The sequence below is a fragment of the Polaribacter sp. R2A056_3_33 genome (genome assembly GCF_019278485.1).
Classification (GTDB): domain Bacteria; phylum Bacteroidota; class Bacteroidia; order Flavobacteriales; family Flavobacteriaceae; genus Polaribacter.
In genome coordinates, this window is the sequence record NZ_CP058984.1 from 171,965 (window position 1) to 193,985 (window position 22,021).

Genomic DNA, 22,021 nt, shown 5'->3' on the forward strand with positions numbered 1-22,021 from the left:
CAAATTTTATATTTAGCGGACTTAGTTAAAACTCACAGAACTTTCGGTTTAGCACAAACGCCCTATGTTTTTTATACATTGTTGGCAATAGTATTTTATTCAGTATCTTGTTTCGTTTCATTCCAATAATAACTATCGGGATAGATACGCTCTCCAAAAACAGCAGTTCCTACTCGTATAATTGTAGCTCCTTCTTCAATTGCAATTTCTAAATCACCACTCATTCCCATAGATAATTCGTTCATTTCTACATTTGGGACGTTAAGGGTTTTAATATCTTCTTGTAATTGTTTAAGAAGACGAAAACATTTCCTTATTTCTGTTGAATCAGAGCTAAACAAACCAATAGTCATTAGCCCTTTAATATGGATGTTTTTTAATTTGGAAACTTTCTTTACAAGTTCAATAGTTTGGTCAGGAGAAATTCCAAATTTGCTTTCTTCAAACGAAGTATTTACTTGAATATAAACATCTATTTCCTTTTCTTCAAGAACTAATCTTTGTTGTAATTTTTGAGCAACAGACATTCTGTCAATAGATTCAATGCAACTTGCCCATTTTAAAACTTCTTTAATTTTATTACTTTGTAAATGACCAATAAAATGAATTTCAGGATTTAACTCTTTTACGGCATTACATTTCTGTTTTAACTCTTGTACTTTATTTTCACCAATTAGTGTTTCACCTTGTTGTAATGCAAAATTTATACGCTCTGAACCTACCGTTTTAGTAGCCAGTAATAAGCGTACATCTTCAGGTTTTCTATTTGTTTTTTCGCAAGCATATTTCATTCTGTTACGAATGATTTTTAAGTTATTTATAATGTTTTCCATTTTTAATTACTTTCTATATAATAAATCAATTTATTCAAGTTAGTTATTAAGTTTATTATATAAATTGATTGATTTTATTTTTAATTTCTTCCAAAGTAATATGACCAAACCATTCCTGTAAAACTTCATACTCTTTGTTGAAAAGAACAAAACTTGGTGTACCTCGTAATTGATTAATTGTAAATGAGAATGAAATTTCATCTAATGATTTTAAATATTTTTCAATTCTTTTTTCTAACGCCTTTTGTTCAAAGTCAGGCCATAATTTATAGTTTGGATTTATTCTACAAATAGCATGGATAGCATATTGAATCTCTTCTTCTGATTTACCCATTTCTTTATCCATAGCAATAGGGAAGTCAAACTTATCAGGGTATTTTTCATAGCCATTTTGGAGCATAAACTTTTTTGTCTCTCCAATTAAATCTCCATTATTGATTAACTTTTCTGTATTTTCAATAGTGTTCTTGTCAAAATCTTCAAAAGCTGTAGATAATGCTAAAAACGCCATATCTTCATTTTGAAATTATTGGTATAACGTATTGAATAATGGAAGAGCATAAGAGAAACATCCAGGGCAATTGACTTGAAAAACTAATAAAATATTCAAGTTTTTTAAATTAAATTTGCCTTTTAATTCCTTATCAAACTGTAATTCTAATTTTTTCATAACGATAATATCTGTTTTATACAAATGTAAATAACCAATACAAAAGAATAGTTTATTTTTTGTATTGGTTATCAATGCTATTAATTCAATGTAGAAGTTAATATACTTCTTAATTCTTCTTGTTCTTCATTTGAAAGTGGTTTCAGAGGACTTCTTAAATATCCACCATCTTCACCAAGAATATTAAGTCCTGCTTTTATAGATCTAGGCAGTCCAACTCTCACAATAAATTTCAGTAAATCTAGTTGTTTATGAAAAATAATTTGAGATGCTTTGAGGTCGTTTTTTTCAATTGCCTCATATAATTTTACATTCAAATCTGGAATTAAATTATGAGCAGCCGTACACCATCCAGTAGCTCCAGCAGCAAAAGCGCCCAAAGCAAGTGGATTTGATCCATTAAAAAAGGCTACTTTATCTCCAAGTGTTTTTTTCAAATAATGCATGCGTTGAATATCACCTGTACTTTCTTTTATCATTGTAACATTTGGAATCGTTAACAATCTTTCCAATAATTCTGTAGGCATATCCACACCACTTGTTGCTGGATTGTTGTATGCCATAATAGGAATATTTATTTCTTGAGCAACTGTATTATAATGATCAAAAATTTCTTCAGGTGCTAATTTCCAATAACTCATAGGTATTATCATTACCGCATCAGCTCCTTGTTGTTCAGCATATTTAGCATGGTGTATTGTTCTTTCTGTAGTTAGATTTGATACGCCAACCAAAACAGGAATTCTTCCTTTAACTTGCTCGATAGTTGCTTTAACAATACTTTCTTTTTCAGAATCATTCAAATATGGTAATACGCCAGTGCTTCCTAAAGGTGCTATTACGTTGGCATTATTTAGTATTAACCTTTCAACTAGTTTTTTAAATAATGGAATATCGACACTCTCGTCTTTTTTGAAAGGTGTAATTGGATATGCAATTATACCTTTAAATTTATTGTTGTTCATATAGCAAATGAATTGTTGATTTATAAATCTCTTCCTTCTTCTTCTCTTAAGGCAACTCCTAAGTTTTGAAGTTGTGGCGCATTTTCACAAGCTAAATACTTAGCAGATTCATCATTGCTGAGATTCCCATGTCTGTGCCATGCCCATGATGGGATATAAACAGCATCACCAGCTTTCCATTCTACTCTTTTATCTTCGACTTCTGTCCAACCAGATCCTTCAATCACATATAAAACAGTTTCATAAGTATGTCTATGTCTACTTGTAACCTGATTTGGAAGTAATCCTCCAATGGTCATAGATACGTTTTTACTAGGTAAGTCAATAAAATGAACAGGATGCTTTCTCTCTTCTGAAAACTGACTGTGAACACCTTCACCTTCAACATTTCTGTAAATGAGTCTTTCCGGCATTCTAACTTCTGGTTTAGCGAATGTTTGATGAAAATCTTTTGAACTAAATTCTTTTTTTTCTGACATTATTTATGTTTTAAGTATTAATTGTATACAAATTTAAATTACTTTTGGTCTATCAATATGATCCAGTTTAATTAAAAATAGGTAGACCAATGAATAGGTTATGGGATTTTGATATCCAAATATCTTTAAAGGCTGATAAAGCCGTTTATATTCAAATAGTAGATGCTTTTATTTTAGCGATAAGAAAAGAACGTTTGAAATCTGGTGAAATATTACCTAGCTCTAGAAAACTAGCTGATATTATTGGTGTAAATAGAAATACAATAATAAAAGCACAAGATATTTTAATAGCAGAAGGATGGCTTATTTCAAAAAATAGAACAGGTGTTTTTGTTGCAGAATTAACAATTGAATCGAGTCAACTAAATATTGATAACCAACAAAGTCAATTCGTTTTAAAAAAACCTTTAATAGTTATTGATGATGGAGTACCAGATACTAAAATTGCTCCGATAAAAGAATTGGCTAGTGCTTATAGAAGAGTGTTTGGTCTTAAGTCGAAATTAAATATATTAGGATACGCTGATAGCAAAGGGAGTCGAGAATTTAGGAATGTAATTTCTCAAATGTTAAACCATAGAAGAGGTATGAATACAAGCTCTGACAAAATTTGTATTACTCGTGGTAGTCAAATGGCATTGTATTTAATTGCTCATGCTTTATTAACTCAAAAAGATATTGTTTTAGTTGAAAATCCTGGATATCAACCAGCATGGAAAGCTTTTAAAAGTGCTGGGGCAATTGTTGTGCCTATTGGTGTTGATAATGATGGATTAAAAATTCTAGAAGTAGAAGCTATCCTTCAAAAAATATCCAATATAAAAGCAATATATATAACGCCACATCATCAATATCCAACAACTGTATCGCTTAGTTTACAGCGAAGATTAAAGCTAGTTGAATTATCTAATAAGTATAATTTTATAATAATTGAAGATGATTACGATCATGAATTTCATTTCGATCACAGACCAATTTTACCTATTTCAAGCTTACCAAGTATAAAAAACTATGTGTATATCGGAACTTTCAGTAAAATTATTGCTCCCTCTTTACGGATAGGTTTTTTAGTTTGTAATGTTGAATTAATCAATAAAATAGCTTCTTTAAGAGAGATTATTGATGTTCAAAATGATTCCATTATGGAAAGAGCAATTATTGAACTCATTCAAAATGGAGATATAAAACGACATCTAAAAAGAGCATCCAAAAACTATATTGAAAAAAGAAGGTATTGTGATAATTTATTAAAAATTCACTTAAAAGATAAAGCCCATTATAGCACACCTACAGGAGGTCTAGCATTTTGGATAAGACCATTAAAATCAGAAAGTCTGAAAGATTTAACCGTTAAGTTAGAAATGAATGGTATTCAGATAACAGATGCTTCTAAATATTGTATTGAGAATTCTTTTCGAGGGTTCAGACTAGGGTATGGTAGTTTAAGTAAAAGTGACCTTGAAAAGGTTATTATAAAACTAGGTCAATTACTATAAATTAATGACTTTGTTATAATTAAAAAATCTAGATTTATTTACCTTAATGCGTACGGTTTAATTTTTTAACCAATTTGTTTTTTAATTATGAAGCACTTGATGTTCTGGACAATCTATTTGTAATTCCGAATTTTTCAACTGTTCTTCCATTAAATTACAATAATGATTGTTGCCATCTTTTTTGTAATGAAAACATGTTAAGCACATGCGTTGTGTAGAGATTACATCTTTTTGATTTAATTGATAAATGAGTAGCATTAGTCTTTCTAAAAAAATACCTTTTTCTAATTCAGAGAAGGAATTAATAGATTCTTTTAATACAGTTGTAAAACCACTTGTTTTTTCTACAATTTCTTTCCCTTTTTTTGTTAATTGAACTGTGAATCTTCTAGAGTCTTTGGCATTAATGGTTTTGGAGAGTAGTTCCTTTTTTAGTAATACTTTAATAGAATCACTAATGGTAGCTTTTGTTAAATCATATTCGGTAGCTAAAAAACTTACATTCAAGTCTTCTTTTTTATGAGTGCCACAGAAAATAAGCAATTGTATTTGTATAGGACTTATTTTATATAACTTACTTTCTTCCCAAAGTAAAACCCTAAAGGCTTTAGAAATTCTTTCTAGTCCACTTATTATTTTTTGATTAACATTATTATCCATTCTGTCTTACTATTATTAATTCTTTTGCTTCTTCAATTTCTATAACTTTATTTTTAACAGCTCTAAAAGTAATGTCTTTAGCTTCGGCATAGGATATAGAATAATTACGTGTTACATTTCTGAATTCTTCAGGAAATTGCATTAACAAAGAGTCATAATATTTATCTAACTCTTTATTATTAGGTGCTTCAAATTTTAGCTTTAATTGAAAACGTCTTAATAAAGCGGTATCAATAATACTAGAATGATTAGTTGCTGCAATTAATAAAGTATCGTTTGGTAACTGATCTATAAGTTGAATAACGGTGTTTACCAACCGTTTCATTTCACCAGAATCTTTATTATCGTAATCGCGTATTTTGCCTATGTAATCAAATTCATCTAAAAACAGTACAGCATTTTCTCGAGATGCTTTTTTAAAAACTTCAGTAATATTTTTAGCTGTTTCACCTAGACGTGAAGATATAATACCACCTAAATTTAAAGTGAGTATTTTTTTATCTATTTCTTGGGCGATTGCTTTAGCAGTTGTTGTTTTTCCACAACCTGTATGTCCAAATAGCAGTAACTTATTGTCAATGGGTAATTTGTAATTGTTTAAAACATCAACATACTTAAATTCTTTAAGTAATTGGTTTAAAATAATTTTATTATTCGCACTTAAATGAATGTTACTTAACTCAATAGTAGTTTCATTTCTAGAATTTAAGATTAGGTCATATATCGCCATTAATATTTTTCTTTTTAAAACACAAAGTTAGTAATCCTAATTAAACAGACATACGTTTTTTATTAGATATATAAATCCAAGATTTTTTGCCAGATTTAAATGTTTCTATAATTCTTTTGTAATCTGAAACTTCATAATTATCAGTTTGTATGAGTTCTTGCTCTGTAATTTCAAAAATAACACCTTCAATACAATTTTTTTTATATTTTGAAGGAGTGGCAATTGGATGAAATTGTTTTTGACTTATAGCGAGAACATCTTTATCTGTGATTTTAAGTTGTTCAATAGTGTAATTCTCTAGGGTATCTTTAAAACCAATTAGCTTTCTATTGTAAGTCTCTATTTGAACCTTTTCCAATTGAAGTGTTCCGTAAGAGAATAAATAATGAGCTTTACTATGCATAGATTAACAATTTTCCATTTCTAGAATATAATAACCATCTGTTAAAACTGCTTTTTCTATTTCAATAGGAGCAGTTTCTATGTGACAAAATGTACACTCTTTAGTTGTTAATTTACCATCAGATAGACTCTTTGAAACTAAATACTCTTTGCCAAAGGCAATTGCTTCTTCTACAGTTTTGCTTTCTTCCACTAAAATATCGAAGTGCATAATTGTACTATTATTTTTTTTAACGTAGGTATCGTAAACTGAAATTTTCATAAGTATCTTTATTTATTTAAAGTAGTGAGTAGTATTTACTCACTACTTTAAAATTATTTTTAACCTTTTACATCTGCCATTGATGCACCAAAGTTAAGATGCAATACGTTTTTAGTTGGCGTTAATAATGCTGGTACAGATTTTACTCCAGCTGATTCTGCCTCTTCAATTCTAGTTCTGTCTTCTCCAATGTTTACAATTTCTACATTGTCTTTTCCAACTAATTGAATTATGTCGTGTTCTGCGCTAATACAAACTGGACATCCTGCGTGATAAAAAATTGATTTACTCATTTTGTTTGTTCTTTAATGATTAATAAATATTGTGTTGTGAATTCACATTACAAATATAGTAAGTAATCCTAACTATATTGCATATTTATAAATATTTTTTTTAAATACTATATTATTACAGTACTATTAATTATTTTTCGGACAGAATAATGTTGATGATTTAATAATATATAGTGAGCAAAATATACCTCCATTAGAGAAATTGAGAGGTAGAAAATTTAGATTGTGATTAAGTGATTGTATTATACTGATATAGGTTGACTCTTTTTTAGTTAAAATCCTCTGTTCTTAAATTGTAAGCTCAGGTAAATTTACTTTATTTTTTCGATACGACTTGTATTTGATATTAGGATTTAAATGCACTTCTGCAGGTTTTCTGAGATCCAGGCTAAAATGAATTTCTCAAATTGTTATAAATATAGACTGCTTGTTGTGTCATTTTTTGTGCTAATTCAGTGTTTTTAATGATTTGTTTTAGCCCGTATTCATATTTAAGAGTTCTGTTAATGCGTTCTGCAACAGCATTTTCGTAAGGATCGTATTGCTCGGTCATACTCATTGTAATTCCATTATCTTCAGCAAACTGCGTGTATTTGGGTTTGCAATATTGAAAACCTCTGTCCGAATGATGAATTAGTTTTTGATTAGGATATTTTCTGTTTTTAATAGCCATAGCTAGCGCATCTGAGCAAAGTGATGTTCTCATATGATTATCAAGTTTGTAACCCATTATTTACTTAGAATAGGCGTCTGTGACTAAAGCTAGATAGTTGTGTCCATTTTCTGTTTTAATATAAGTGATATCACTAACCCAGAGCTGTTCCGGTCGATTAGGAACGTGGCCTTTTACGAGGTTCTTATATTTTTTGTACATATGGTTTGAGTTTGTCGTTGTGATGTAATTTTTATTTTTTGGAATCAAAAGATTATTTAGTCTAAGAAAGCGATAGAACTTGTCTCTACCTATCTTAATATTAGCCTCAATAAAATTAGTTTTAAGTTCCGCATGTAATTTTATTCCACCAGTTTTAGAGCCTACTTTTTTACGGTAGTCTTTAACCATCTTGATCATTTTTTGATGATCTATTTCTTTTTTCTGTTGCGTTCTTAGTCTTTTGTAGAAGCTTGGATTCAATGTTGTAACGCAACAAACCGTTTTTGTTTATTGATGTTACTAAGCTACAAATTTAAGTTCTAAATCCATCATTTCTTTTGGAGTTTTATATCCTATAATTTTTCTTGGTCTGTTGTTCAATTTTTCTTGAATATTTTGGAGTTTATTTACGTCAATTTCATTGAAGTTTGTTCCTTTTGGAAGATATCTTCTAATGAGTCCATTTGTATTTTCATTTGTTCCTCTTTCCCAGGAAGAATATGGATGTGCAAAGTATATTTTCATACCTGTTTTTTTAGTAATCATTTCGTGTCTCGCCATTTCAATTCCGTTATCATATGTCATTGATTTTTTATAAATAGGATTTAATTTGTTTAATATTTTAGAAAACTCATTAGCTACTTCACCTGCTTTTTTAGACTCTAATTTTACTATTAAAGTAAATCTAGTTTTGCGCTCTACAATAGTTCCAATAGCACTTTTATGATTTTTTCCAATCACTAAATCTCCTTCCCAATGTCCCACTTCATTTCTAAGTTCAATATGTTGTGGTCTGTTGTCAATACTGACTTGGTTAATGATTTTACTTCCACCACCACGTCTTTTTTTAGGAGTTCTACGTCTTGTTTTTTTACGTACTAATAGTTTGATTAACTTTTTATTTAAACGAGCTTGTGGTCTAGTATAAATGTGTCTATAAATAGCTTCGTGTGAAATAGACATTACTAAATTATTAGGATACAACTCTTTTAATCTTCCAGAAATTTGTTCAGGAGTCCAGTTTGATAAAAGTCCTTTGTAGACAAAAAATTTAAGTAAAGAATAAGTGCTTATTTTATCTAAATTTCTCTTGTTTAAATAATCTTCTTTAGCACACCAATGAGCAAGTTCAGCATCATATTTATGTTCTTTTTTTTGCACCCATTTATTCACCTCTCTACTGATAGTTGAACGAGATCTATTTAGTTTAATTGCTATATAAGATTTAAACTTTTCTTCATTTAAAAGAGTCTGAATAATCACTCTTTCTTTCAAAGTTAATCGTCTATGTTTTTTTACTTCCATTTTACAAATCTATAATTTTAGATTTGTTGCGTTAAGTTATTGAATGGAGGATGGTTTTTTCAGCTTGTGGGTAACGTTGTTGTATAAGCTTTGTTGCGTTGTTTAAACAGTGAATTTAGTAAATAAAACAAGAACGGAGAAATTTCGAAGGAATTTCCCAAGTGAGCCAAAAACAGCAATAAAGTTTATACGGTGTTGGCAATAGTTTTTATTTAATAATTATTATTAATATTCACTAATTTTATCTATCACAAATAATCTAGATGTTTCACCATCTTTTAATTTGTATTTTATTTGGCGAGTACCTCCGGTTGGGTTATTATTAGTATCTTCATCATTGTAAATAGGGAACCTTCTTGCTAAAGTGGTTTCCGTAATTGCAAATTCATCGTGTCCCATATATCCACTGCATGCCTCCTCATTTTTAGATATTTCTGGGAAGTAAATTTGACTTATCGACTTTCCATTATTTACTGAATAGCCTATAACATCGCCATAGCTACCGCTTCCTGCAGATATTGTATAAATCAATATTTCTGGAAATCCATCTGCATTTAAATCTTTAATTTCTGCATTGGTAACTTGTCCTTCCAATTCAAGAGTAATTTTTTTATTATCTATTTCTAATCCTTTAGGTTGAATTGTTAATTGACTAATAGACCCTTCTCCGGTATTACTTAAATCAAAGGTTATATTTTGTAGAGTTAAATTTTTTTGAAATATAATTTTTTGACCTTCTTGAATTTGATTCTCAATTATGACCTCATTATTTTCAATTTGTTCTTTATTAGTTTTTCCCTGTTCGTTCTTACAAGAAATAATAGTCAATGCTCCAACTAGAGCAATTGTGATTGTTTTTAATTGTTTCATGCTTGATTTAATTATTGCCAACGTTGTTGTATAAGCTTTGTTGCGTTGTTTAAGCAGTGAATTTACTAAATAAAACACGAACGGCGAAATTCCGAAGGAATTTCCCAAGTGAGCTAAAAACAGCAATAAAGTTTATACGGTGTTAGCAAAAGTTTTTATATTCCATAAACTTTTTCCAACTTCCTAAGGCTGGTGATTCAGCAAGTTTTGTTTCCGGATTCATATTTATTATTTGAAATCCTCCTTTTTGTATTTTAGGAGAGTGTTCAATATAATTTTCTCTAAATTCATCGTGCATTCCATTCAAAACGTGAGAAATTTTTAAGAGAGTTTGTTTTATTAATTCTGACGAAGCATAACTGATACAGTATTCTAAATCTTTATCTATAATTTTCTTTAAATTAGATTTTATTTTTTCAGAACATTGAAATTGGGTAGTTACTTTTCCTGAGTTTAATTCCCAAGAAACATTTGCAAAAGATGTTGATTTTTTCCTGTGAATAAGTTCCGCTCGATAGTCATTAAACTTACTCACAAATTCCGAATTAACTTTTATTATGTTATCTACAAACTTCCTATCTGAAAATTCACTTTTATTGTTGTGACAATGTTTTACTAAAGTTATCCATTGCAATTTTGTTTGCGGGTTTTTTCCAAATATAAATTGAGTTAACATAGCCAAATAATCAAAACAAGAAGATAGATGGAAAACAATACTGTCATAGATTGCCATTATTTCATCAGCTGCTATTTCAAAATGAGGATTTCCCATTATAAACCCGTCAAAAGAGGAAGGTTTATCTTTTAACATTTTAGCAAATCTATTTTCTATTTCCATTTTTCGGACAATGAGTAAATAAAAATGAAGGTTTGCACTTCTTATTCTATAATCAATACTATCTCTTAATTCGTAAATTTCGTGTTTCCCATCTTTCGATTGTCCAAAAACATTATTAATATGATATCCATAATCCATTGCTAAAGCCATAAAACCTTCAGAAACAACCTTTATGAGGCTCTGAATTTCGTCCAATTTCTCTTGTGGTTTGTCTATGTAAATTATTTCACTCATTGGTCTGGTTTTGAATTTTTGCTAACGTTGTTGTAAATGGTTTGTTGCGTGTTTCAAGCAACTAATTTAGTAAATAATTACCGACCAAGAAAGTCCGCGAGGACTTTCGTAAGAAGGCTAGAACTAGCAATAAATTATATACGGTGTTGTAATGAGTTTTTTTAATAAGTATCAATCTTTAATATTTCAGTCGCAGGTGTTGGCTTTCCATTTTTAAGTAGATTACGATATGAAATCGCTAACAATTCATCTTGTTTTATATGACCCCATTTATTCCATCCTTCATCATATGTATCTACATGTAAAAAGAATTGATTTTCAGTTTCATCATCTTTAGCGAAAATATAATGAGATAAACCATATTCCCTTTCTGGAATGTGATATACTTGAACTATTTTATAGCCTTGATCTTTTAATTCCTTTAAATGTTCAATATCATAAGTTGCTTCTGTTTGTTGAGTATACCATTTAACATTATGCATTGGGTTGTTTTTTATTTCCATAGCATATGCTTTTTCTAATAACTCTTTAGATTCATTTGAATCTACGCTTTCGTTCCTTAAACGAGAGACCATGTCAAAATAATGATTTGCTAAGAATGAAACATATTTATTTACAATTTTTGAGAAACTGGGATTTGTCAATATAAAGTCAAACTCTTTAATCATTTTTGTTGATTCAATACACGCAACAGTAGGATAATCGCCATTACTAAAAATTAGATCAAAAATAGCGAGAGAATCAATTACAGCTTTTTCAGTTTCTTGAACATTATACCTCTTTAATTCTGCTTTTCTTTTAAAAGCTGATGCACGATATGTTCCATAAATTGTTGACCAATGAAGGTCATTTTCCCAATCAACTGTTAACTTGAGAATTTCATCATATTTTGCTAAGTATAATAAACATAACATTCTTAATTTAGTCAAAGAAAAACTAAATTTATTTGATGAGTTTTCAGGTATGTTTAAATCTTTTTCTACTAAAATATTAAATATTTCTAAAGCTTCTTCATAGTCACCATTATAAAAATGATGCATTGCAATAGCGTGAGTAGTCCTTGGTGATTTTGGATTTAAATCTTGAGCTTGTTTCAATATACTTAACTCACCTGATTTATCTCTTAAAGCTTTAAGTACTCTTGAATAATGATAGGTTAGTTGATAATCTTTCGAATTATAAATTATTAAATCTGCAAATTTTGATTTTAATTCAATAAGATCAGAGTGATTTCGATTCTGATATGGTTTAGAGAAAAATTTATTTAAATCAACTATTAGTGCATGAATTGACCTATCTGTATTTTCTTCTACGAAATTCTCTTCAAATTGAGTTAATCCTAATTGTTTATTTCTTGTGGTTTGCTCTAATATTTTTGCTTTAGTTCTTTTTAGGCTATCTGATATTTTTGAGCGAACTTCAATATTTCTTGGGTTAATTAATAGTAAATCACGAATAGAATCACTTAATTTATAGGAATCAATCCCTATGTCATTGGATGATCTAATAATTAAACTAGTTTTAGATAATTCGTTTATGGATTCTGCTATTTCTTCGTTGTTTAATTCAAGAAAATCAATTAATTCAGATTTGCTCGAATCACCTAAAACATACAATGCTTCTAATATAGAAATTGAGTTAGGATTTAATGATTCGATTAAATTTTTATAAGAAAATGACGCAATATCTTGCTGTGATTTTTTTATAGATTGCGAGATATCTACACCTTGTAAATATAGATCTATTGTTAGCCGAATTGCTAAAGGATTATTGTTTGCCATATCGGCTATTCTTTCTAATTCGGAATTATCAAATTGTTGAACACCTCTTTTTCTAAAATAATTGCGACTTAGATTAATAGCATGGCGTTTAACTAATGGTTCAAGTGGAACAGTTGTAGCTGAGTCAATAGAAATTCTAGAGGTGACAATAACACGCCAATGTAGCGGTAATGATTGATTAAATTCTATGAATTCTTTTTGAGAATGCATTAATAATGTTTCTAGATTATCAATACAGATTAATACTTTTTCATTCTCAAGTTTTTCACAAGCATCTTCAAAAGTAATATAGGATTCTTCTCCATACAAACGATTTAAATCGTTTAAAATGCTTTCTTTTATTTGTTCAATACCATTGATTGCTTCAATTTGTTCAATACCTTTTGCTGTTAATCGTTCATTTTTTAATGTACAAAAAATAATTGCATTTATTTTTGAATTATAATTTGGACTTAGACTTAAGTCTTTTAAAAACTGAAGTATTAAAGCTGTTTTTCCAATTCCTCCTGGTGCAACAACTGCAATTAAGTTATTTCTAACTTTAGAAAGAGTTGAATGTAAATCTTTAAATTCTTTATCACGTCCTAGAAGTCCTGTAATTTCATGATCAAATGATTGTGGTAAAGTATTTGGTATAGCCCATCTAACATTTTCGAACCATTCTTCTGGTGGTGAATTTAAATTTTCTTGAATTGCAGAATTTAATGCTTGTCCGACTTTAATTAATCCGAGTTTTTCAATCAGAGGATCACTCGCTATTGTTGCTGACCTAAACCAAAAAGCTTGAGGAAATGGTCTATTCGGATGACTAATAGCATTTCTAATATCAAAAATCCCTAGAAGAGTACAGAATTTTTTTAATTCTCTCATATACTGGTTAAGAGAGGTGCCTTCTGTTATGTCAATTGCAAGGTTAAATACTTCGTCCAAATAGCTAGATTCAACTAAAAAGGTCACAGAATCATTTTGTATATTGTTTCCTTTTTCCTTTTCCCTATCTGTTATTGCTGATTTGTTATTCTCGGTTATATTGTCAAGTATATCATTTTGAATTATATAATCTCCCAATGAAGATTCAAGTTCATATATAATCATTGCACTTTTAATGCGTAATTTGTTAGAATTGTTCATTTATTCGTATTTTTCTTAAATTCATTACAACGTTTATGTATAAGAATAGTGCGGTTTTGTGTGCGAGGATTTTCCGCAGGAAAATCAGACGTAACAAAAGAGCACTAACCTTTGATTAAGCACTTAATACCGCATTATTTTTATACGGTGTTAGCTGTAGTTTTTATCTTTTGAATTCAGCTGTAAATCCATCATTAAAATCATCTGTTATTATAAGGCTTTTACCAATTGAAAGAATAACCATTCTATAGTCATCATTATCAATGAAAAGGATTTGGTCTTCATTATTATCTTCAATATTGAATGAGTAGGTTCCGCTGTGCAAATAAAAACCATTATCGTTTCCAATTTTGTTTTCTACTGTCAAAATAGTAGATGTTTGGTCAAAAGTCCATTTTATGTCTCCTTTTGAATAGTCATTATCGATACTTGCTAATCCTCCGCGTACATTTACTAAATTCCAAGTTCCATCAATAGTGTTTTCTTGCGATGAATTATCGTCATTGCTACAGCTAGTCAGAAATCCGACTCCGACAATTATAAGTAGGGTGATAATATTTGCTTTCATAATAGTTTTCTTTATAGATGCTAAAATTCATAAACGCTTGGATTCAATGTTGTAACGCAACAAACCGTTTTTGTTTATTGATGTTACTAAGCTACAAATTTAAGTTCTAAATCCATCATTTCTTTTGGAGTTTTATATCCTATAATTTTTCTTGGTCTGTTGTTCAATTTTTCTTGAATATTTTGGAGTTTATTTACGTCAATTTCATTGAAGTTTGTTCCTTTTGGAAGATATCTTCTAATGAGTCCAATTGTATTTTCATTTGTTCCTCTTTTCCAGGAAGAATATGGATGTGCAAAGTATATTTTCATACCTGTTTTTTTAGTAATCATTTCGTGTCTCGCCATTTCAATTCCGTTATCATATGTCATTGATTTTTTATAAATAGGATTTAATTTGTTTAATATTTTAGAAAACTCATTAGCTACTTCACCTGCTTTTTTAGACTCTAATTTTACTATTAAAGTAAATCTAGTTTTGCGCTCTACAATAGTTCCAATAGCACTTTTATGATTTTTTCCAATCACTAAATCTCCTTCCCAATGTCCCACTTCATTTCTAAGTTCAATATGTTGTGGTCTGTTGTCAATACTGACTTGGTTAATGATTTTACTTCCACCACCACGTCTTTTTTTAGGAGTTCTACGTCTTGTTTTTTTACGTACTAATAGTTTGATTAACTTTTTATTTAAACGAGCTTGTGGTCTAGTATAAATGTGTCTATAAATAGCTTCGTGTGAAATAGACATTACTAAATTATTAGGATACAACTCTTTTAATCTTCCAGAAATTTGTTCAGGAGTCCAGTTTGATAAAAGTCCTTTGTAGACAAAAAATTTAAGTAAAGAATAAGTGCTTATTTTATCTAAATTTCTCTTGTTTAAATAATCTTCTTTAGCACACCAATGAGCAAGTTCAGCATCATATTTATGTTCTTTTTTTTGCACCCATTTATTCACCTCTCTACTGATAGTTGAACGAGATCTATTTAGTTTAATTGCTATATAAGATTTAGACTTTTCTTCATTTAAAAGAGTCTGAATAATCACTCTTTCTTTCAAAGTTAATCGTCTATGTTTTTTTACTTCCATTTTACAAATCTATAATTTTAGATTTGTTGCGTTAAGTTATTGAATGGAGGTTTTTTTTTTTTTAATGACACCTAACGTTGTTGTATAATGAAAGTTGCGGTTTTGTCAGCGAGGAATTTCCGAAGGAAATTCAGAAGTTGGCAAAAATGCAACTGCCTTTAATTAAGCACTAATTTAGCAATTTTTTTTATACGGTGTTGGCAACTGTAATTATTCAAAAACTTCAAATATTTCATTTTTAAGATAAAGTATTTTTTCAGGAGTATTGTATAGTTTTGATAATTCAATAATTGAGTTCAAGTAGCTTTCATCTGAACAACAGACAAATTTTTCAGCTTGTAAATACAATAAAATATCAATTGAAATATTATTCATTGGAGGGATTTCTTTTAATCTATTTCCTTTTGTATGATATACTGTTTTGCTTTTTGATAAATTAAAAATTAATTCAGATTCTAAAACATTTTCACTTTCATTTCTCGTTATTATTGGATTGTCGCATAAAATTTTTAATTGTGGAGCTTCTTTCGGTCTGTAATAAATTAACCAATTCTCCACTTTAATCTTTTTTGAGTTTTTAATATAATCTTGTATTGCTTGTATATGTTTCAAACTTTCAATAAAAGCAGGTTCTTCTGTAAACTCTTTTAATTGACTAAATGGTGTTTTCTTTCCTGTTTTTTTATCTATAATTTTAAAAGGAGCATTTTCAAAATCATAGTTTTTTATGTTTTTATTAAATATTTTGTCACGAATTGGTATTCTCCAATGTATTTCACTGATAAATAGAGTTAGATGAAGAATATCGTAAGTAGTTATTTCGATGGGTTCAAATTTTTCAGTTAACTTTTTATAAATATCGGCAAATTTAGTTTCACCAAATTGATATACATTTTCTAAAAAGTCAGTTTCATAACCATTAATGTTAAAACTATTTCGATTCCATTCAAAAAAGATTTGTTTCGGGCTTTTTCTTATTTTATCAATAGTTCCTTTAGTTTTGTCAAGCACTGAAAGTTTTCCATCTTCACCCGTAAATCCATTTATAAAAAATTTTGGTATATAATGGTGTCTTTTGGATTTATTCAATTTTGGAGTGTTTCAGGTTTATTGTTGCCAACGGTTTTGGCTAGGCTTTGTGCGGGAAGAAAATCGCCAAGATTTTCAGACACGGACTAAGCCGAAGCTTTTTGTTTGGTTTTGTTTCTTTTGGTTTGAACTAAGCCAAATCAACAAGATTTGGCGACTTAGTAAATATACACAAAACTTTGAGAAAGCACAGAACCCGCATTAAGTTTAGCCGGTGTTGTACACTGCCTTTATCCATTCTCTAATAATCCCTTGTTTATTTCAGCATTGTAAGTTGCAACAGGTTTTTCATTTTCGTTGTAATAATAATTTAGAACTGGTGTACCAAACTTTTCTTCAGGTTGTGGAAATCTATTTAATTGAAGTAGGAATGACGCTAATGTTTTTTTGTTGTGTTCAATAAAATATAAACCTTCATAACCAGCAAAGTCAATGTTGTAATTTTTTCTTGAATTATATAATATTCCCCTTCCATTTATAACTATTAAGTCGAATTGTTCTCTTTTAACAATTTTATTTTCAATGTAATAATTCCCTATATGTTTTATTAATGTCTCAATATTAGAAAATGTTTTGTTAGCGAAAATTACAGAAGAAATTTGTTTACGAGAGATTTCCATTTCTTCAATGATTTTTTTTCCTAAAAGTTTGATATGGTCATCTTTTTTTCTTCTTAATTTTTTAACCGATTTAATTTGATCTAAACTTCTAAATAATTCATTTTTATTTGATAAGTCAGGTTTAACTTCGATTGCTGTATCAACTCCATCTGCAAAGATAAGAGAATATTTACTTTCATCTGTCACAGTATATGGATGACAAGGGTTAAGTAATATACAATCTATTGAGTTACTTCTCAATCCATAACTATCAATTATATTTCCTTTAGCAATTCTGTATGGAAAAGGAAAATAACGTTCTAGAAATTTTTTTACTGCAATTTCTCTTCTATCTGCTACTTCTTGTGAAGTTCCTCTACCTTCAATACTAGCTTTTTTAAAGAAGTGATTAATTTCGTCTGCTTCAAATTCTATTATTTTTAAGAAATCTTCTGAGTTCATTTTTTGGTTGTGTACAATGTTGTTGTATATGGTTTGTTGCGTGTTTCAAGCAACTAATTTAGTAAATAATTACAGACCAAGAAAGTCCGCGAGGACTTTCGTAAGTAGGCGAGAAGCCAGCAATAAATTATATACGGTGTTGGCAACTGGCTTATTTACGCTGTATCGGGTGTATTGGCTGTTCAAGTTTTCTTAAATTCCAATTTTTATTAATCATTACTCCGCTTTCAATATTGTCTTTCCAAACATTTCCATAAATTGGATTTATGATTAGGTTATCTGGAACGAAAGTCAGAACATCTTCATAAGTTAAATAAAATTGAATAAATCCGCCTACATATTCATTGTGACTAACACTTACAATTCCGCACTTATTTATTAAACTACTGAGTTTTTGAAGGTCATTAAAAGGATTTTTATTTCCATATATTTCTGTTTCTAAATATTTTTCTCTTCTAATAGAATCGCCTATAATCTTAAATGATGGACTAACCCTAATTTGACCATTCTTTAATTTCGTTAACCAAATATTCGATTTAATTTTTGAAGTGTCAAAATCAACGAGAATCGGATATTCAGTAGATTTCAAATGTTTAGGATAAATCATAAAAGAGGTGCTATCATTTTCTTTATAATAGTATGCTCGAAAATCAACTCTATTATTTTTAATCTTTCTCCATATTTCGCCTTTACCGTGATATTCGAATTTCCAATTTTTAAAAATATTAATATCTTCTTGGCTTAGTTCTTTAACAATATTCCGCGCTTTACTTTCAATTTTCGCATCCGAATACTTTGAATTATTGCAACTAAAGATAAGAGACATAATTAATGTCACAAAAAATAAATTTGAAGCTTTAAATGTTTTTTTCATGCTTGTTGCCAACGTTGTTGTGTTATGGAAAGTTGCGTTTAAAGTGAACGGCTATTTTCCGCAGGAAAATAGAAGTTTACAAAAATGCAACTAACTTTGGTTAAGCTAAAAATAAGCAATTTTTTATACACGGTGTTGGCAACTGCCTTTATTTTTTCAGTTCTATTTTTCGTTTCATAACTGTTTCCATATTAATATCTCCTTTTGTTATTTTCGAGTGGCAATTCGGACACAGCATTAGTAAATTCTCTTTTTTATTATTCTCTGGATTTTCATTTATATGATGAATTTGAAAATGGTCAACATCTTCATTTTTACAAAATGGACATTCAGAGCCAATTTCTTTCTGTAAAAGTGATTTTATTCTTGAAGGTATTGCCTTTCGTCTTTTTGTGGTTTTTCTCTTTTTTCCAATTTTATCATTGTCAAACATATATTTATTAAATTCCGCACATTCTGAAAAGTGTTGAGATTTTAAAACTCTGTTTTTTTCTCCTTTATAATATTTGTCGTAATCTCCTTTTGAACAGGCTTTTCCAGAAATCATAGCGTTCATACCGTCAAATAAATTTACTTCGGGACAAACATCTGAAAAATAGTAGTTGTCACTTCCTCTTATTATAGAAGGTGATTCTCCTTGCACCAATATTTCGTTTTTTTCAAAATCTTTCGGTATTTCTCCTGCTTTTTGCAAAGCTTGCACCATATTTAAACTTGGGTCATATTTTGAATACTCGGAAAATAAATAAATTGTCCAAGCTCTTCTTGAACAATAATTCAGAATCGGACACCTTAATGGCAAGTCATTTTCTTTACTTATTTTGTAATATTCACTTTCTTCCATTTCGGTTTTAGGTTGTTGCCAACGTGTTTGTATATGGTTTGTTGCGTGGTTTAAGCAACTAAGTTAGTAAATAAAAACAGAATAGAAAGTGAAGTGCACCCAAATGTTTAGACAAATTTATAATTAATTTTGATAATAATTAGCTCGATATTCAATCGGGCTCATTCCCTTTAAATTTTGTTTAATTCTCTCATTATTATAATATTTTATATACACTTTAATCTCTTTTTTTAATTGAGATATCGACTTGTATTTATTTATATAAAACAATTCAGATTTTAGAATACCGAAGAAATTTTCTATCACAGCGTTATCTAAACAATTTCCTTTACGAGACATACTCTGAGTAATTCCTTTTTTTGTTAATAATCTTCGATACTGTTTCATTTGATACTGCCACCCTTGATCTGAATGTAATATTAAATTTGTTTGATCTGGTATTTTCTTAAAAGACTTTTTCAGCATAATAGCTACTTGTTTAAAATCAGGTTTTTCAGATAATTGATAACTTATTATTTCTCTATTAAAGAGATCAATTATTGGAGATAGATATAGTTTTTTTCCTAAAACTTTAAATTCTGTAATATCGGTAGCCCATTTTTTATTTGGCCTAATAGCTTTAAAATTTCGTTGTAATATATTAGGAGCTGTTTCTCCTATTCGCCCTTTATAAGACTTGTATCTTTTAGTTCTGATTAAACTTTTTAAACCTAATTCACGCATTAACTTGAGTACTGTTTTATGATTTATTAGAGTGCCTATTTTGTTGATTTCTAAAGAGATTCTTCTATAGCCATATCTTCCTTTGTGACGATGATATATTTGATGAATCAATAGTTTTATCTCTTTATATTTATCAACTAAAAGACTTTTTTTATGATGATAATAATAACTACTTCTTGCCATGTTCGTATGATATAATAAAATATCTAAATCGTACTTATGCCTTAATTCTGTTATGGCTTTTGCTTTTTGTTTTGCTCTTGTTGAATTAAGGCCTGTAACTTTTTTAGCAAGTCCAGTTCTGCACGTAATGATTCATTTTCTAATAAAAGTTCCTCTTCTCTTGTTAAAGGTTTATTAGACTTTTTTTTAGCCCTCTTAAATTGCATAGATTTTGGTTTACCTCTAGGTTTAATGTTTAAGCCTACAATACCCTCTTTTTTATAATTACGTTGCCACTTCATAATTACAGATTTAGTAGGAATATTAAATTCTAAACAAGCTTGACTGAAAGATAATGAATCTTTGTCAATAGCTTTTAAAACTTTAAGTTTAAAAGGAATGCTATACACTTTGGTTTTTCTTGGTAATAGTGCTTTTTTACCATATTTTTCATAAAATCGAATCCAATCATGAAGGGTTGTATGATGACAACCATATAACTTAGACACATCTTCAACTGTTTGGTGATTTTTTAAAACTTGCTTTACACATCGAAGTTTAAATGCGTAATCATACTTGACTTTTCTTCCCATAATAATACCCTCAAATAGTGTCTAACTTTTTGGGAGCAGTTCAAAGTCCGCGAGGACTTTCGTAAGTAGGCAAGAAACCAGCAATAAATTATATACGGTGTTGGCAGTAGTTATTTCTTTTTTGCTTTCGCTTGTTCTTCTTTTGCTTTAATTTCAATTCGTACTTTTTCTATTCTATCGCTTATTATTTTCGATGTATTTTTCAAGTCTTCCAAAGTGTCATTTATACTTCTTCCTTCAAGTTGGTTTACCGTTTCTTTAAATACGCTATAATAAGATGATAGAGTGTTCAATGTTTGCTCATTTTGCATTTTCATAGCACTCAAAGCTCCTATATCTCCAATATTGTCAATTCTATCAATTGTTGTTTTGTCAATATTTCTATCTCTTCTCTTTAAAAAGTTTGTTACATCATCGTATTCTTTCCAACTCTCTACAATTTGAATGTGGCTTGAATGTTCTCCAATTATCTTTTCTATTTCTTCTCTTTCATTTTTTGGGCAACATATTACTTTAATTGCAGATAATGGAAAAGTCATACCTGATTCACTTGGGCATCTCCATTCTCTTTCCCACATAAAACCCTGACTTCTTGTGTTTTCAAGTAAAGGAAATAGTAATGGTTTTATTTTGGATATTAATGGCTTTAAATCTTGAATTTCTCCGTTATTGTCTGAAATAACAAATGAATCGTCGTTAATTTTGTTACAAAGATTTAGAAGTTCTCTATTAGTTTCTGTTTCTAAATATACTACAGGTCTAACATTTCTATGTTTTACGAGGTCAGTTTTAGAAAAACCAATTCCAAACTGTTGGTCAGATTCCCATCTGTTAAAACTACGATATCTAAAAAAATCTAAAGCAAATAAAGGCGATTCTGTAAAACAAACTACATTAGAATTATAATATCCTTGACTTCCATTAAAGGTAGGAACGACGGATTTTAAGAATCCTTCTCCTTCAGCTACTTCTACACCCTCATTTGCATTTTCTCCCTTTAAAATACTTATCAGTTGATTTCTCCCTGTCATATGAATCAAGAAAGGTGATAAGTCAGGTTTTTCTATTGAAGAAAGTTTAAAAGTCGGAGTTTCTATTCTATAGTTTCTCCAAGTAATTCCTGAACCTGGTCCTGGTAAATTCATATTTTCGATTTAGTTCTAATTACTGCCAACGTTGATGTATATGGTTTG

Annotated in this window: 25 protein-coding genes; 1 reads left to right on the forward strand and 24 read right to left on the reverse strand. The window is 29.2% G+C overall.

Annotated elements, in window-relative coordinates; genetic code table 11:
• Positions 1–95: 95 nt before the first annotated feature.
• The 4 genes from H0I29_RS00830 to H0I29_RS00845 form a co-directional block, all read right to left on the reverse strand.
• Positions 96–833, reverse strand: a complete 738-nt coding sequence (locus H0I29_RS00830) for a YggS family pyridoxal phosphate-dependent enzyme (protein ID WP_218754075.1) — start codon at positions 831–833, stop codon at positions 96–98.
• 55 nt (positions 834–888) lie between these two features.
• Positions 889–1,344, reverse strand: a complete 456-nt coding sequence (locus tag H0I29_RS00835) for a hypothetical protein (RefSeq protein WP_254712672.1) — start codon at positions 1,342–1,344, stop codon at positions 889–891.
• A gap of 239 nt (positions 1,345–1,583) precedes the next feature.
• A complete protein-coding gene (locus tag H0I29_RS00840; RefSeq protein ID WP_218754076.1) occupies positions 1,584–2,468 on the reverse strand; it encodes a dihydrodipicolinate synthase family protein in 885 nt (294 codons plus the stop codon).
• A 20-nt stretch (positions 2,469–2,488) separates the two neighbouring features.
• The gene (locus H0I29_RS00845; protein WP_218754077.1) at positions 2,489–2,947 is read right to left on the reverse strand and encodes a cupin domain-containing protein; all 459 of its coding nucleotides are present in this window, start codon (positions 2,945–2,947) and stop codon (positions 2,489–2,491) included.
• A gap of 89 nt (positions 2,948–3,036) precedes the next feature.
• Between H0I29_RS00845 and H0I29_RS00850 the strand changes: the two genes are divergently transcribed.
• On the forward strand, positions 3,037–4,443 hold the full coding sequence (locus tag H0I29_RS00850; protein WP_218754078.1) for a PLP-dependent aminotransferase family protein: 1,407 nt from the start codon (positions 3,037–3,039) through the stop codon (positions 4,441–4,443).
• Between the two features lie 81 nt (positions 4,444–4,524).
• Here the strand turns inward: H0I29_RS00850 and H0I29_RS00855 are convergent, their stop codons facing one another.
• The 20 genes from H0I29_RS00855 to H0I29_RS00950 form a co-directional block, all read right to left on the reverse strand.
• Complete coding sequence (locus H0I29_RS00855; protein WP_218754079.1) at positions 4,525–5,103, reverse strand: MarR family winged helix-turn-helix transcriptional regulator; 579 nt, start codon at positions 5,101–5,103, stop codon at positions 4,525–4,527.
• The gene (locus H0I29_RS00860; protein ID WP_218754080.1) at positions 5,096–5,833 is read right to left on the reverse strand and encodes an AAA family ATPase; all 738 of its coding nucleotides are present in this window, start codon (positions 5,831–5,833) and stop codon (positions 5,096–5,098) included. Before H0I29_RS00860 ends, H0I29_RS00855 begins: the two co-directional genes overlap by 8 nt.
• Before the next feature lie 40 nt (positions 5,834–5,873).
• The gene (locus H0I29_RS00865) at positions 5,874–6,236 is read right to left on the reverse strand and encodes a gamma-glutamylcyclotransferase family protein (protein WP_218754081.1); all 363 of its coding nucleotides are present in this window, start codon (positions 6,234–6,236) and stop codon (positions 5,874–5,876) included.
• Between the two features lie 3 nt (positions 6,237–6,239).
• Positions 6,240–6,497: a DUF2024 family protein gene (locus tag H0I29_RS00870; RefSeq protein WP_218754082.1), complete on the reverse strand. Its 258-nt coding sequence runs from the start codon at positions 6,495–6,497 to the stop codon at positions 6,240–6,242.
• A gap of 59 nt (positions 6,498–6,556) precedes the next feature.
• Positions 6,557–6,790 carry a thioredoxin family protein gene (locus H0I29_RS00875; RefSeq protein ID WP_218754083.1) on the reverse strand — a complete coding sequence of 78 codons (234 nt, stop codon included), beginning with the start codon at positions 6,788–6,790 and terminating at the stop codon, positions 6,557–6,559.
• Positions 6,791–7,178: 388 nt separating this feature from the next.
• Positions 7,179–7,496 carry an integrase core domain-containing protein gene (locus tag H0I29_RS00880; RefSeq protein ID WP_218754084.1) on the reverse strand — a complete coding sequence of 106 codons (318 nt, stop codon included), beginning with the start codon at positions 7,494–7,496 and terminating at the stop codon, positions 7,179–7,181.
• A 27-nt stretch (positions 7,497–7,523) separates the two neighbouring features.
• The gene (locus H0I29_RS00885; RefSeq protein ID WP_218754085.1) at positions 7,524–7,853 is read right to left on the reverse strand and encodes a hypothetical protein; all 330 of its coding nucleotides are present in this window, start codon (positions 7,851–7,853) and stop codon (positions 7,524–7,526) included.
• Positions 7,854–7,964: 111 nt separating this feature from the next.
• Complete coding sequence (locus tag H0I29_RS00890; RefSeq protein WP_218754086.1) at positions 7,965–8,969, reverse strand: IS30 family transposase; 1,005 nt, start codon at positions 8,967–8,969, stop codon at positions 7,965–7,967.
• A 225-nt stretch (positions 8,970–9,194) separates the two neighbouring features.
• Complete coding sequence (locus tag H0I29_RS00895; protein WP_218754087.1) at positions 9,195–9,860, reverse strand: PliI family lysozyme inhibitor of I-type lysozyme; 666 nt, start codon at positions 9,858–9,860, stop codon at positions 9,195–9,197.
• A gap of 121 nt (positions 9,861–9,981) precedes the next feature.
• A complete protein-coding gene (locus tag H0I29_RS00900) occupies positions 9,982–10,911 on the reverse strand; it encodes a hypothetical protein (RefSeq protein ID WP_218754088.1) in 930 nt (309 codons plus the stop codon).
• Positions 10,912–11,072: 161 nt separating this feature from the next.
• Positions 11,073–13,823: an ATP-binding protein gene (locus H0I29_RS00905; RefSeq protein ID WP_218754089.1), complete on the reverse strand. Its 2,751-nt coding sequence runs from the start codon at positions 13,821–13,823 to the stop codon at positions 11,073–11,075.
• 163 nt (positions 13,824–13,986) lie between these two features.
• Positions 13,987–14,391 (reverse strand): hypothetical protein, encoded by a 405-nt coding sequence (locus H0I29_RS00910; RefSeq protein WP_218754090.1) that lies wholly within the window; start codon positions 14,389–14,391, stop codon positions 13,987–13,989.
• An 86-nt stretch (positions 14,392–14,477) separates the two neighbouring features.
• Positions 14,478–15,482, reverse strand: coding sequence for an IS30 family transposase (locus tag H0I29_RS00915; RefSeq protein WP_218754091.1), 1,005 nt, complete (start codon positions 15,480–15,482; stop codon positions 14,478–14,480).
• Positions 15,483–15,692: 210 nt separating this feature from the next.
• On the reverse strand, positions 15,693–16,571 hold the full coding sequence (locus tag H0I29_RS00920; RefSeq protein WP_218754092.1) for a DUF4238 domain-containing protein: 879 nt from the start codon (positions 16,569–16,571) through the stop codon (positions 15,693–15,695).
• Positions 16,572–16,801: 230 nt separating this feature from the next.
• On the reverse strand, positions 16,802–17,632 hold the full coding sequence (locus tag H0I29_RS00925; RefSeq protein WP_218754093.1) for a DUF6602 domain-containing protein: 831 nt from the start codon (positions 17,630–17,632) through the stop codon (positions 16,802–16,804).
• 151 nt (positions 17,633–17,783) lie between these two features.
• Positions 17,784–18,506 carry a hypothetical protein gene (locus H0I29_RS00930; protein ID WP_218754094.1) on the reverse strand — a complete coding sequence of 241 codons (723 nt, stop codon included), beginning with the start codon at positions 18,504–18,506 and terminating at the stop codon, positions 17,784–17,786.
• Positions 18,507–18,654: 148 nt separating this feature from the next.
• The gene (locus tag H0I29_RS00935) at positions 18,655–19,350 is read right to left on the reverse strand and encodes an HNH endonuclease signature motif containing protein (RefSeq protein ID WP_218754095.1); all 696 of its coding nucleotides are present in this window, start codon (positions 19,348–19,350) and stop codon (positions 18,655–18,657) included.
• 123 nt (positions 19,351–19,473) lie between these two features.
• Entirely contained in the window at positions 19,474–20,388 is a 915-nt protein-coding gene (locus H0I29_RS00940) for an IS3 family transposase (protein ID WP_218755159.1), read from the reverse strand.
• Positions 20,307–20,828 (reverse strand): helix-turn-helix domain-containing protein, encoded by a 522-nt coding sequence (locus tag H0I29_RS00945; RefSeq protein ID WP_136583671.1) that lies wholly within the window; start codon positions 20,826–20,828, stop codon positions 20,307–20,309. Before H0I29_RS00945 ends, H0I29_RS00940 begins: the two co-directional genes overlap by 82 nt.
• A gap of 110 nt (positions 20,829–20,938) precedes the next feature.
• A complete protein-coding gene (locus tag H0I29_RS00950; protein ID WP_218754096.1) occupies positions 20,939–21,973 on the reverse strand; it encodes a hypothetical protein in 1,035 nt (344 codons plus the stop codon).
• Between the last annotated feature and the right edge of the window lie 48 nt (positions 21,974–22,021).